This window comes from Paraburkholderia sp. Ac-20342 (assembly GCF_017104985.1).
In the GTDB taxonomy this organism is placed as follows: Bacteria; Pseudomonadota; Gammaproteobacteria; order Burkholderiales; family Burkholderiaceae; genus Paraburkholderia.
Genome location: NZ_JAAGPQ010000061.1, coordinates 41,025 through 53,428, shown reverse-complemented (window position 1 = coordinate 53,428; position 12,404 = coordinate 41,025). Strand labels below are relative to the sequence as shown.

Sequence of the window (12,404 nt, the reverse complement as noted above, 5' to 3'; positions counted from 1 at the left end):
CGACACCGGAAAAACCATCCAACGCCTGCTCAAGCGGCTTGCCGACCTCGGCTACCACCCTCAGCCGGCTGCTTCATCATGAGCGCTTCTTACCAGCCCCTTTGTTCATTTTGTTAAGGGTTCTAAGTGCAAATCCCAATGAATGCGCTGCATCATTGGCGCGACAATGATAGCCATGCTGCGTGCCGTGCCATGGATTACCGTCCGGATTGGTGCAGTACGCCAACGATCGGCAAGGGGGTGCCGTCGTTCATAAAACGTCGCGCGGAGCTTCGCGCGAAAAGATCGTAGTGCTTCGCCTAACTCCGTATGGAAGGGAACATGATTCTCGGCGATACGATTCTCGAAACGCGCGGCCTCACCCGTGAGTTCAAAGGCTTTGTTGCCGTGAACGGCGTGAACCTGCGCGTGCGCCGTGGTTCGATCCATGCGCTGATCGGCCCCAACGGAGCAGGCAAGACCACCTGCTTCAATCTGCTCACCAAATTTCTCGAACCCACCGCGGGTCAGATCGTTTTCAACGGTGTCGATATCACCAGCGAACGTCCCGCGCAGATCGCGCGGCGCGGCATCATCCGTTCGTTCCAGATTTCCGCGGTATTTCCGCATCTGACGGCATTGCAGAACGTGCGCGTCGGTTTGCAGCGCTCGCTCGGCACCGCATTTCACTTCTGGAAGAGCGAGCGCACGCTGCGGCGCCTGAACGATCGCGCGATGGACCTGCTGACCCAGGTCGGTCTGACCGATTTCGCCGACGTGCTGACGGTCGAACTTGCCTACGGCCGCAAGCGCGCGCTCGAAATCGCCACCACGCTCGCGATGGAACCGGAATTGATGCTGCTCGACGAGCCGACCCAAGGCATGGGCCACGAAGACGTGGACCGCGTGACCGCGCTCATCAAGAAAGTATCGGCCGGCCGCACGATCCTGATGGTCGAGCACAACATGAACGTGATCGCCGGCATCTCCGATACGATCACCGTGCTGCAACGGGGCGAGGTGCTGGCCGAAGGCAGCTACGCGGAAGTGTCGAAGAATCCGCTCGTGATGCAAGCCTACATGGGCAGCGCCGACGCGGCGCTCGCCGGAGCCCACGCATGAATACGACGGTCGAGCGCGAAGGGCTCGAAGCGAGCACAACGAAAAACGGCGCAGCCGCGCTGGAAATCGCGGGACTGCAAACCTGGTACGGGGAATCCCACATTCTGCACGGCGTCGATCTGACGGTCGGCCGCGGCGAGGTCGTCACGCTGCTCGGGCGCAACGGCGCGGGCCGCACCACGACGCTGCGCGCGATCATGGGCCTCACGGGGCGCCGCACGGGTTCGATCCGGATCGGCGGACGCGAAACGATCGATCTGCCCACGCATCGCATCGCGCACTGCGGCATCGGTTACTGCCCCGAAGAGCGCGGCATTTTTTCGAGCCTGTCGTGCGAGGAAAATCTGCTGTTGCCGCCGCCCGTCGGCGACAAGGCGCACATGATGTCGCTCGAGGAAATCTATGCGATGTTCCCGAATCTGTACGAGCGGCGCATGAGCCAGGGCACGCGGCTCTCGGGCGGCGAACAGCAGATGCTCGCGGTCGCGCGGATTCTGCGCACCGGTGCGAATCTGCTGCTGCTCGACGAAATCTCGGAAGGGCTCGCACCCGTGATCGTGCAGGCGCTCGCGCGCATGATCGTCACGCTGAAGGCGCGTGGCTACACGGTCGTGATGGTCGAACAGAACTTCCGTTTTGCCGCGCCGCTCGCCGATCGTTTCTATGTGATGGAGCACGGTACGATCGTCGAGCATTTCGCGGCCCGCGAACTCGAAGGCAAGATGCCGGTGCTGCACGATTTACTCGGTGTATAGACCCCCATGCGGGCGTACTCGCGGAAATCTTCCGCATGCGTCCGCTTGCCTCTGATAACCACAAGCGAACAACCTGGAGACACGCATGAAAAAGAACCCACTCGCACGGCTTGCCTCATTCTGTTTCGCGGTTGCCGCCGGCACCGCGCTAACGTTCGGGGGCGCGCAAGCGGCCGACGATGCCGTGAAGATCGGCTTCATCACCGACATGTCGGGCCTGTACGCCGATATCGACGGGCAGGGCGGTCTTGAGGCGATCCGCATGGCGGTGGCCGACTTCGGCGGCAAGGTCAACGGCAAGCCGATCACGGTGCTGTACGCGGATCACCAGAACAAGGCGGACATCGCCGCGTCGCGTGCGCGCGAATGGTTCGACCGCGATGGCGTCGACATGCTGATCGGCGGCACGAACTCGGCGACCGGGTTGTCGATGAACACCGTCGCGGGCGAGAAGCACAAGGTCTACATCAACATCGGCGCCGGCGCCGATACGCTGACCAACGAGCAATGCACGCCGTACACGGTTCACTACGCCTACGACACGACGGCGCTCGCCAACGGCACGGGCTCGGCCGTGACGAAGCAGGGCGGCAAGACGTGGTACTTCCTGACGGCCGACTACGCGTTCGGCAAGGCGCTCGAAAAGGCCACCTCGGACGTCGTGAAGGCGAACGGCGGCCAGGTGCTCGGTTCGGTGCGGCATCCGCTCTCGGCGTCGGACTTCTCGTCGTTCCTGTTGCAGGCGCAGGCCTCGAAGGCGCAGATTCTCGGCCTCGCGAATGCCGGCGGCGATACGGTCAACGCGATCAAGGCCGCGAAGGAGTTCGGCATTCCGAAGACGATGAAGATCGCCGCGCTGCTGATGTTCATCGACGACGTGCACAGCCTCGGTCTCGAAACCACGCAAGGTCTCGTGCTGACCGACAGCTGGTACTGGAACAAGGATGCCGAGACACGCAAGTGGTCGCAGCGCTACTTCGACAAGATGAAGAAGATGCCGTCGAGCCTGCAGGCCGCCGACTATTCGGCGACGATGAACTACCTGAAGGCGGTGCAGGCGGTCGGCTCGACCGACCCGGACAAGGTGATGGCGCAGCTGCGCAAGACGAAGATCGACGACTTCTACGCGAAGGGCTACATCCGCCAGGACGGTAGCATGATCCACGACATGTACCTGATGCAGGTGAAGACGCCGGCCGAATCGAAAGAACCGTGGGACTACTACAAGATCATGGCGACGATCCCGGGCGAGCAGGCGTTCACGACCAAGGCGCAAACGCGCTGTGCGTCGTGGAAGTAAGCGCGGGCCAGAAGAAAGAAGTCGCGGATAGCGGCACCTGAGACGCTCGCGGGGGCCTTCCGTTGTTCGTGAACGAAACGCCGTGCGTGTTGCTGTTGCGTTGAATGGCAGCGCGGCGCGTACGTGCGGCGTTTTCGTGAGCATGAGCAACGGCGGCTCAAACGGCCCGGACGTTTTGCGTGCCGCGCAGCGGGCGCTGTTTGCCGCATCGTGCGCGCGACCGGTCTCACTTGACGATGGCTTGAAGGGCGAAGGGCTTCAATGGATATCTTTGGCGTTCCGCTTCCGGCGATGCTGAGCCAGCTTCTGCTCGGGCTCGTGAACGGCTCGTTCTACGCGATTCTGAGCCTTGGGCTGGCGGTGATTTTCGGCCTGCTCAACGTGATCAACTTCGCGCATGGCGCGCTGTTCATGCTCGGCGCGATGCTCGCGTGGATGGGGCTGTCGTATTTCAATCTGCCGTACTGGGTGATGCTCGTGCTCGCGCCGCTGATCGTCGGGCTGTTCGGCATTGCGATCGAGCGCACGATGCTGCGCTGGCTCTATAAGCTCGATCATCTATACGGTCTGCTGCTGACGTTCGGGCTCACGCTTGCGATCGAAGGCATCTTCCATTCGATCTACGGGTCGTCGGGCCAGCCGTACGACGTGCCTTCGGCGCTTACCGGCGCGACCAATCTCGGCTTCATGTTCCTGCCGAACTATCGCGCGTGGGTTGTCGTCGCGTCGCTCGTCGTGTGCTTCGCGACGTGGTTCGTGATCGAGAAGACGCGGCTTGGCGCGTATCTGCGCGCGGGCACCGAAAACCCGAAGCTCGTCGAGGCGTTCGGCGTCAACGTGCCGCTGATGATTACGCTGACCTACGGCTTCGGCGTCGCGCTCGCGGCGTTTGCCGGCGTGCTCGCCGCGCCGGTCATCCAGGTCTCGCCGCTGATGGGCCAGCCGATGATCATCACCGTGTTCGCGGTGGTCGTGATCGGCGGGATGGGGTCGATCATGGGCTCGATTCTGACCGGCCTCATGCTCGGTGTGATCGAAGGGCTCACGCGCGTGTATTACCCCGAGGCGTCGGCGACCGTCGTCTTCGTGATCATGGCGCTCGTGTTGCTCGTGCGCCCGGCGGGCCTCTTCGGCAGGGAAAAATGATGCAGAGAAAAGTCCTCTACGGTCTGCTGCTGATCGTGCTGCTCGCGGTGCCGGTGCTTGGCATCTATCCGCTCTTCGTGATGAAGGTGCTGTGCTTCGCGCTGTTCGCGGCCGCCTTCAATCTGTTGATCGGCTATACGGGGCTGCTGTCGTTCGGACATGCGATGTTTCTCGCCTCGGCCGGCTACGCGACCGGCTATGCGATGCAGACGCTCGGGTTCTCGCCGGAGCTCGGGGTGCTGACCGGCACCGCGACGGCGACGCTGCTCGGGCTCGTCGTCGGCTTCTTCGCGATTCGCCGCCAGGGCATCTACTTCGCGATGGTGACGCTCGCGCTCGCGCAGATGGTGTACTTCGTGTTCCTGCAGGCGCCGTTCACGCATGGCGAAGACGGTCTGCAAGGCGTGCCGCGCGGCAAGCTGTTCGGTGTGCTCGGTCTTTCGTCGGACGTCGCGCTCTATTTCGTCGTGCTCGCGGTGGTCGTGGCGGCATTTCTGTTGATCGTGCGGATCGTCCATTCGCCGTTCGGGCAGGTGCTTGTCGCGATCAAGGAGAACGAGCCGCGCGCGGTGTCGCTCGGCTACGATACCGATCGCTTCAAGCTGCTGGCGTTCATTCTGTCGGCCGGCCTCGCGGGTCTCGCCGGCTCGCTGAAAGTGTTGGTACAAGGTTTCGAGACCTTGAGCGATGCCTATTGGACCATGTCCGGTCTCGTCATCCTGATGACGCTCGTGGGTGGTATGGGTACGCTGTTCGGGCCGCTGCTCGGCGCCGCGCTGATCGTGTCGCTCGAAGACCGGCTCGGCGATATCGGTGCCGCGCTTGCCTCGGTGACGGGCGTCGACTGGTTCCGCTCGCTCGGCGAATCGGTGACGATCGTCACGGGGCTGATTTTCATTGCGTGCGTGCTGGCGTTCCGGCGCGGTATCGTCGGCGAAATCGTCGCGCGCGTGCGGCCGTTGCGTGCATAATCGAGCCTGGCTTGATGCAGTGCGATATGAGATTGCTTCGACATCCGATCTAATTCGGGCAGGCTAAAAATCCAATGAAACAACGGCTTTCATAAGCAGGTCGCATAATGTGCAGACGAAACGCGCCGACGTGCGTCAATTCGGTGCCGCAGTGCACCACTAGGGTAATTGCTAGTTGTTACCGGTAGAGGCGTCGTTTAATCTTTACGCAGTTCTGATGCACCACGAATTTGCAGGTGGAGAACGAGGAGACAATTGAGGCACTCAGTGCCCAGACGAAAGCGCTGTTGGATTGATATCCAACAGCGCTTTTTATTTGTGCTTTTCGAACGCGCTTTCGACAAGCCGCGCCGGGATAATCGTTGAATCGGGCCGTTATTTTTGTTCTGCGAGAACACCGCATTTAAGCGCTACAACCCTGCAAAACGCTTGCGGCACGGCGCGCGCGTCCGCTAAACTCGCTTTTCACCGACCACTGGGTTGGCATTTAAATCCGCGGATTTAAATTCAGTTGAATAACGGGGTTAATAGAGGAGCAGGATGAAGTCGGCATTACGTTGGATCAGCGCGGCATTGGTCGCCACCGGAGTATCGGCTGCCTGGAGCGGCCATGCATTCGCAGACGTGAAAATCGGCGTCACCGTGTCGGCTACGGGGCCGGCCGCTTCGCTCGGCATTCCGGAGAAGAACACGATCGCGCTGCTGCCCAAGGAGGTCGCGGGCCAGAAAATCGATTACATCGTGCTCGACGACGCGACCGATTCCACCCAGGCGGTCAAGAACGCCCGCAAGCTCACCAGCGAAGATCACGTCGACGCGCTGATCGGCTCGACCGTCGTGCCGAACTCGCTCGCCATGATCGACGTCGCCGCCGAAACGTCCACGCCGATGATCTCGATGGCCGCCGCCGCGGGCATCGTCGAGCCGATGGACGCGAAGCGCGCCTGGGTCTTCAAGACGCCGCAGAACGACATCCTGATGGCGACCGCGATCGCGCAGCACATGGCGAATCACGGCGTGAAGACGGTCGCGTTCATCGGTTTTGCCGACGCATACGGCGAGAGCTGGTTCAAGGAGTTCAGCAAGGCCGCCGATCTCCAGAAGATCAAGGTCGTCGCGAACGAGCGTTTTGCGCGCAACGACGCGTCGGTCACGGGCCAGGTGCTGAAGATGATGTCGCAAAACCCGGACGCGGTGCTGATCGCCGGCGCCGGCACGCCGGCCGCGCTGCCGCAGAAAACGCTCAGGGAGCGCGGCTACAAGGGCAAGTACTATCAGACGCACGGTGTCGCGAACAACGACTTCCTGCGCGTGTGCGGCAAGGATTGCGAGGGCACGTGGCTGCCGGCCGGTCCGCTGCTCGTCGCGGATCAACTGCCCGATTCGAACCCGGTGAAGAAGACCTCGCTCGCGTACAAACACGCGTATGAAGCCGCTTATGGCGTGGGCTCCGTGTCGACGTTCGGCGGCCATGCGTGGGACGCGGGCCTGCTGTTGCAACAGGCGATTCCGCTCGCGCTGAAGAAAGGGCAGCCGGGCACGCCGGCGTTCCGCGAAGCGCTGCGCGCGGCGCTCGAAGGCACCAAAGACATGCCCGCATCGCACGGCATCTTCAACATGAGCGCGAACGATCACGCCGGTCTCGATCAGCGAGCGCGTGTGATGGTGCAGATCGTCGACGGCAAGTGGAAGCTGGCCGGCGACTGAGCGAAGGCAAAACGCCACGAAGCCTCATCGAAAAGACGCGTGCAGTTGACGCGTCTTTTTTATTGCCCGTGCGGTGGCGCGCATCGCGAGAGAAGTGTGGTTCCGTTGCTTCAGGACAAACCCGCATTCGGTCCATGCGCTATTGACCGTCGATCATGCAGAACGCAATCTACTAGCATATTAGTGGTTAAAAAAGAGGAAATCGCGCCGCAGAAAGCGCGACAGTCCGAGGCAGCAGCGATCGTGCAGGTGAGAGGAGCGGCATCGAACAGAACGGGCAAGGTATTCGCATTGAGCAGGGAAAACCATGCTTGGCACGCGCGCACCCAGGCCCGATAACTTGATCACGCACCGGGCCCGTCGAGCCGGCTCATAGATACGCGCTTCAAGGCGTTTGGAGACTCGTAATGAAGAAGACAAGGCAATGGGTACGCACGGGCATCGCAATGGCGCTGATGTGCGGCGCGGGTGCGGCGTTCGCGCAGGTGAAGATCGGCGTGACGCTGTCCACCACGGGGCCGGCCGCATCGCTCGGGATTCCCGAGAAGAACACGATTGCATTGCTGCCGAAGGAGATCGGCGGCAAGAGCGTGCAGTACATCGTTCTCGACGATGGCTCGGACACCAGCAAAGCCGTGCAGAACACGCACAAGCTGATCGACGAAGACCACGTCGACGCGATCATCGGCTCGACCGTCACGCCGAATGCGCTCGCGATGCTCGATCCCGCCGCCGAAGGCAAGACGCCGGTGATCTCGCTCGCGGCATCGGCGGCGATCATCGCGCCGATGGACGCGAAGCGCGCGTGGGCCTTCAAGCCGCCGCAGAACGACAGCCTGATGGCCGACGCCATCGCCGATTACATGCAGCGTCACGGCGTGAAGACGGTCGGCTTCATCGGCTTTTCGGATGCCTATGGCGATAGCTGGAACACGACCTTCGACGCCGCGGCGAAAGCCCACAATCTGAAGGTCGTCTCCAACGAGCGCTTTAACCGCACCGACGCATCGGTGACGGGCCAGGTGCTGAAGACGATGAGCGCGAATCCCGATGCGGTGCTGATCGCGGGCTCGGGCACGCCGTCGGCGCTGCCGGCCAAGACGCTCAAGGAGCGTGGCTACAAGGGCAAGATCTATCAGACGCACGGTGTCGCGAACAACGACTTCCTGCGCGTGTGCGGCAAGGATTGCGACGGCGAGTTGCTGCCGGCCGGTCCGATTCTCGTCGTCGATCAGCTGCCCGATTCGAACCCGGTGAAGAAGTCGTCGGAAGCCTATAAGAACGCATATGAGAAGGCGTATGGCACGGGTTCGGTCGCCACCTTCGGCGGTCACGCATGGGATGCGGGCCAGATGCTGCAGGCCGCGATTCCGGTCGCGCTGAAGACCGCTCAGCCGGGCACGCCCGAGTTTCGCTCGGCGCTGCGCAGCGCGCTCGAAAACCTCAAGGAACTGCCGGTGTCGCACGGCATCATGAACACCACGCCGACCGACCACAACGGCCTCGACCAGCGCGCACGCGTGATCGTGCAGATCGTCGACGGCAAATGGAAGCTGCAGAACGACTGAAAATAATCCATCAGGATAAAAAGCGGTACGCGCCTCTCGCGCAATCTGCGGTGCATGGCACCGCATTGCCATGTGTTCGACGACAATGGCAACGACCGCCGCGCCGCATCCCGGCGCGGCGGTTGTCTTTTCAGACATGGCATGCAGGTTGATGGACGGCTACGCGCCGTGCTATCACGACTGTTTCCCGGTTTTTCGATTTCGACGCTTCAGGACGAGGAAGTATGGATCTATCAATTGCGGCGATCCTCGCGCAGGACGGCATTACCACCGGCGCAATCTACGCGCTGCTCGCGCTTGCGCTGGTGCTGGTGTTTTCCGTGACGCGGGTGATCTTCATACCGCAGGGGGAGTTTGTTTCGTATGGCGCGCTGACGCTCGCCGCATTGCAGACGCAGAAGTTTCCGGCCACCTGCTGGCTGCTGATGGCGATGGGCGCGGCGTGTTTTGTCGTCGAGACGGCGGCGACGTTGCGGCATGCCGAGCGGCGCCGTCATGCGGCGCGCACGCTGCCCGTGCTGGCAGGGAAGTATCTGCTGTTCCCGATCGCCGTCTATGCGCTCACGCGTGGCCTCTTCATGCAGCCGCTGCCGATGATCGTGCAGATCGCGCTGACGCTCTTGATCGTGATTCCGATGGGGCCGTTCGTTTATCGGCTCGCCTATGAGCCGATCGCGGAAGCGACCACGCTGCTGCTGCTGATTGTCGCAGTGGCCGTGCATTTCGCGATGGTCGGTCTCGGCCTCGTGATGTTCGGCGCGGAAGGCTCGCGCACCAACGCGTTTTCCGATGCGACGTTCAACGTCGGCAGTCTGTCGATCTCCGGGCAAAGCCTGTGGGTGATCGGCACGGCGGTCGTGCTGATCGGCGCGCTGTATCTGTACTTCGATCGCTCGATCTCGGGCAAGGCGCTGCGCGCGACCTCGGTGAACCGGCTCGGCGCGCGCCTCGTCGGTATCGGCACGACGCAGGCAGGGCGCCTCGCGTTCACGCTCGCGGCGGGGCTCGGCGCCTTGTGCGGCATCCTCGTCGCGCCGCTCACGACGATCTACTACGACTCGGGCTTCCTGATCGGTCTGAAGGGCTTCGTGGGCGCGATCATCGGCGGTCTCGTCAGCTATCCGCTCGCGGCAGCGGGCTCGATTCTCGTGGGTTTGCTGGAGTCGTATTCGTCGTTCTGGGCGAGTGCTTATAAGGAAGTGATCGTGTTCACGCTAATCATCCCGGTGCTGCTGTGGCGCAGTCTTGCGAGCCCGCATGCCGAAGAGGAAGAGGAGTGACGCGATGAAACGGATCATGCAAAAGAAGTTCTTCTGGTTGTTCCTCGTGGTGCTGTTCGCGTTGCCCGTGCTGCCGCATCCGATCCACGTGCCCGAGTACTGGGTCACGCTGCTCAACTACATCGGCCTGTATTCGATCGTCGCCATCGGCCTCGTGCTGCTGACCGGCATCGGCGGCATGACGAGCTTCGGGCAGGCCGCGTTCGTCGGCATCGGCGCCTATGCGACCGCGTATCTGACGACGAGCTACGGCGTGTCGCCGTGGCTTGCGTTGATCGCCGGCATTATCGTGACCGCCCTGGTCGCGCTGATGCTCGGTCTCGTGACGATGCGTCTGTCCGGCCACTTCCTGCCGCTCGGCACGATCGCCTGGGGGCTCGCGCTGTTCTACCTGTTCGGCAATCTCGATATGCTCGGCAAGTACGACGGCATCAACGGCATCCCGGTGCTCAATGTTTTTGGGATAAACCTCGAGTCCGGCCGCCATATCTACTACCTGATCTGGGCGGTCGTGCTCGGCGCGGTCGTCTCTGTTCAGAATCTGCTTAATAGCCGGCCGGGCCGCGCGATCCGTGCGCTGCGCGGCGGCGGCCTGATGGCCGAGGCGATGGGCGTCAATACCGGCTGGATGCGCGTCGTGATCTTCGTTTATGCGGCGGTGCTCGCGTCGGTGTCGGGCTTTCTGTATGCGCATCTGCAACGCGCGGTGAATCCGACGCCGTTCGGCCTCAACCACGGCATCGAGTTTCTGTTCATGGCGGTGGTGGGCGGCGTTTCGCATGTGTGGGGCGCGGTGCTCGGCGCAGCGATCCTGACCGTGCTGCAGGATTATCTGCAAACGCTGCTGCCGAAGCTGCTCGGCGAGAACGGCAACTTCGAAGTGATCGTGTTCGGCATTCTGATGGTGCTGCTGTTGCAGTACGCGCGACAGGGCGTGTGGCCGTTCGTCGCGCGCTTTTTCCCGCGCGGGTCGCATGCGCATCTCGCCGATCACGCGGAGCCTCTACCGCAGCGCAACAAACCGCAAGCCGGCGAAAACCTGCTGACGGTGAACAAGGCGCGCAAGCAGTTCGGCGGCCTCGTCGCGGTGAACGACGTGAGCTTCGAAGTCAAAGCCGGGCAGATCATCGGGCTGATCGGGCCGAACGGCGCCGGCAAATCGACCACCTTCAATCTCGTGACCGGCGTGCTTCAGGCGACGAGCGGCGAGATCACGTTTCGCGGCGAGCGTATCGATGCGCTCAGTTCACGTGAAATCGTCAAACGCGGGATCGGCCGTACGTTCCAGCACGTCAAGCTGCTGCCGGGCATGACGGTGCTGGAGAACGTCGCGATCGGCGCGCATCTGCGTGGTCATGCGGGCGTGTGGCGCAGCATCGTGCGCTTGAATCGCGCGGAAGAGGCGCGGTTGATGGCCGAGGCGGCCCGGCAGATTCGCCGCGTCGGTCTCGAGCAGCATATGTATGACGAGGCGGGCAGTCTCGCGCTCGGGCAGCAGCGGATTCTCGAAATCGCTCGCGCGCTGTGCTGTGATCCGACGCTGCTGTTGCTCGATGAACCGGCCGCCGGTCTGCGGTATCAGGAAAAACTGCAACTCGCCGATCTGCTGCGTCGCCTGAAAGCGGAAGGAATGAGTGTGTTGCTGGTCGAGCACGATATGGATTTCGTGATGAATCTCACCGACCGGCTTGTGGTCATGGAGTTCGGGACGCGGATCGCGGAAGGTTTGCCGCAGGACGTGCAGCAGGACCCGGCGGTGCTTGAAGCGTATCTGGGCGGGGTGGAGTGATGGAGAACACAATGACGACGGGTGTAGCGGCCGCGGCGCCGATTCTCGACGTGGACGGTCTATCGGTCCGTTACGGCAAGGTCGAGGCGCTGCACGGCGCGGCGATCCGGGTGCGGGCAGGACAAATCGTTTCGGTGATCGGTCCGAATGGCGCGGGCAAGTCCACGCTGCTGAACGCAATCATGGGCGCGTTGCCGGGCACCGGCCATGCGAAGGGCGCGATCAACTATCGCGGCGAGGACGTCAGCGCGATACCGGTCGAGAAGCGGGTCGCACGCGGCATGTGTCTGGTGCCGGAAAAGCGCGAGCTATTTGCGTCGATGACGGTCGAAGATAACCTCGTGCTCGGCGCTTACCGGCGCAAGCGGGCAGGGGAGCGGAATTTCCTCGATCAGCTTGAACCGGTGTTCGAGCTGTTTCCACGACTGAAGGAGCGCCGCAAGCAGGAAGCCGGCACGCTGTCAGGTGGCGAGCGGCAGATGCTGGCGGTCGGTCGCGCGCTGATGGGCAAGCCCGATCTGCTGATGCTCGACGAGCCGAGCCTCGGTCTCGCACCGCTGATCGTGAAGGAGATTTTCCACATCATCAGTGCGCTGCGGCAGACGGGCGTTGCCACGCTGCTGATCGAGCAGAACGCGCGTGCCGCGCTGCAAATTTCCGACTACGGCTATGTACTCGAAACCGGCGAGTTGGCACTCGAAGGACCGGCAGCGGATCTCGCACAGAATCCGCGCGTGATCGAAACCTATCTTGGCCTGGCGAAAAAAGTGGCGTAGCACAGCACCTT

Annotated in this window: 10 protein-coding genes; all 10 read left to right on the top strand. The window is 62.4% G+C overall.

The features are described 5' to 3' along the window. Positions 1-321: 321 nt before the first annotated feature. The 10 genes from G3N58_RS22915 to G3N58_RS22870 all read left to right on the top strand — a co-directional run bounded on the left by G3N58_RS22915 (position 322) and on the right by G3N58_RS22870 (position 12,393). Complete coding sequence (locus G3N58_RS22915) at positions 322-1,101, top strand: ABC transporter ATP-binding protein (RefSeq protein WP_167049081.1); 780 nt, start codon at positions 322-324, stop codon at positions 1,099-1,101. Next, positions 1,098-1,856, top strand: a complete 759-nt coding sequence (locus G3N58_RS22910) for an ABC transporter ATP-binding protein (RefSeq protein ID WP_167049079.1) — start codon at positions 1,098-1,100, stop codon at positions 1,854-1,856. Before G3N58_RS22915 ends, G3N58_RS22910 begins: the two co-directional genes overlap by 4 nt. An 85-nt stretch (positions 1,857-1,941) precedes the next feature. After that, a complete protein-coding gene (locus G3N58_RS22905; protein WP_206000294.1) occupies positions 1,942-3,156 on the top strand; it encodes an ABC transporter substrate-binding protein in 1,215 nt (404 codons plus the stop codon). 261 nt (positions 3,157-3,417) lie between these two features. Further along, complete coding sequence (locus G3N58_RS22900) at positions 3,418-4,302, top strand: branched-chain amino acid ABC transporter permease (RefSeq protein ID WP_167049075.1); 885 nt, start codon at positions 3,418-3,420, stop codon at positions 4,300-4,302. Beyond that, positions 4,302-5,273: a branched-chain amino acid ABC transporter permease gene (locus G3N58_RS22895; protein ID WP_167284422.1), complete on the top strand. Its 972-nt coding sequence runs from the start codon at positions 4,302-4,304 to the stop codon at positions 5,271-5,273. Before G3N58_RS22900 ends, G3N58_RS22895 begins: the two co-directional genes overlap by 1 nt. A 540-nt stretch (positions 5,274-5,813) precedes the next feature. Beyond that, a complete protein-coding gene (locus G3N58_RS22890) occupies positions 5,814-6,980 on the top strand; it encodes an ABC transporter substrate-binding protein (RefSeq protein WP_205988629.1) in 1,167 nt (388 codons plus the stop codon). A gap of 407 nt (positions 6,981-7,387) precedes the next feature. Then, positions 7,388-8,548: an ABC transporter substrate-binding protein gene (locus G3N58_RS22885; protein ID WP_206000293.1), complete on the top strand. Its 1,161-nt coding sequence runs from the start codon at positions 7,388-7,390 to the stop codon at positions 8,546-8,548. Between the two features lie 224 nt (positions 8,549-8,772). Continuing rightward, complete coding sequence (locus tag G3N58_RS22880; RefSeq protein WP_167049069.1) at positions 8,773-9,828, top strand: branched-chain amino acid ABC transporter permease; 1,056 nt, start codon at positions 8,773-8,775, stop codon at positions 9,826-9,828. A 4-nt stretch (positions 9,829-9,832) separates the two neighbouring features. Next, a complete protein-coding gene (locus tag G3N58_RS22875) occupies positions 9,833-11,617 on the top strand; it encodes a branched-chain amino acid ABC transporter ATP-binding protein/permease (protein ID WP_206000292.1) in 1,785 nt (594 codons plus the stop codon). Further along, the gene (locus G3N58_RS22870) at positions 11,617-12,393 is read left to right on the top strand and encodes an ABC transporter ATP-binding protein (protein WP_167049065.1); all 777 of its coding nucleotides are present in this window, start codon (positions 11,617-11,619) and stop codon (positions 12,391-12,393) included. The genes G3N58_RS22875 and G3N58_RS22870 overlap by 1 nt, the downstream gene beginning before the upstream one ends. Positions 12,394-12,404 lie beyond the last annotated feature (11 nt).

Coding starts and splice junctions, on each gene's coding strand:
- G3N58_RS22915 (WP_167049081.1), top strand. CDS start 322: ATGATTCTCGGCGATACGATTCTCGAAACGCGCGGCCTCACCCGTGAG.
- G3N58_RS22910 (WP_167049079.1), top strand. CDS start 1,098: ATGAATACGACGGTCGAGCGCGAAGGGCTCGAAGCGAGCACAACGAAA.
- G3N58_RS22905 (WP_206000294.1), top strand. CDS start 1,942: ATGAAAAAGAACCCACTCGCACGGCTTGCCTCATTCTGTTTCGCGGTT.
- G3N58_RS22900 (WP_167049075.1), top strand. CDS start 3,418: ATGGATATCTTTGGCGTTCCGCTTCCGGCGATGCTGAGCCAGCTTCTG.
- G3N58_RS22895 (WP_167284422.1), top strand. CDS start 4,302: ATGCAGAGAAAAGTCCTCTACGGTCTGCTGCTGATCGTGCTGCTCGCG.
- G3N58_RS22890 (WP_205988629.1), top strand. CDS start 5,814: ATGAAGTCGGCATTACGTTGGATCAGCGCGGCATTGGTCGCCACCGGA.
- G3N58_RS22885 (WP_206000293.1), top strand. CDS start 7,388: ATGAAGAAGACAAGGCAATGGGTACGCACGGGCATCGCAATGGCGCTG.
- G3N58_RS22880 (WP_167049069.1), top strand. CDS start 8,773: ATGGATCTATCAATTGCGGCGATCCTCGCGCAGGACGGCATTACCACC.
- G3N58_RS22875 (WP_206000292.1), top strand. CDS start 9,833: ATGAAACGGATCATGCAAAAGAAGTTCTTCTGGTTGTTCCTCGTGGTG.
- G3N58_RS22870 (WP_167049065.1), top strand. CDS start 11,617: ATGGAGAACACAATGACGACGGGTGTAGCGGCCGCGGCGCCGATTCTC.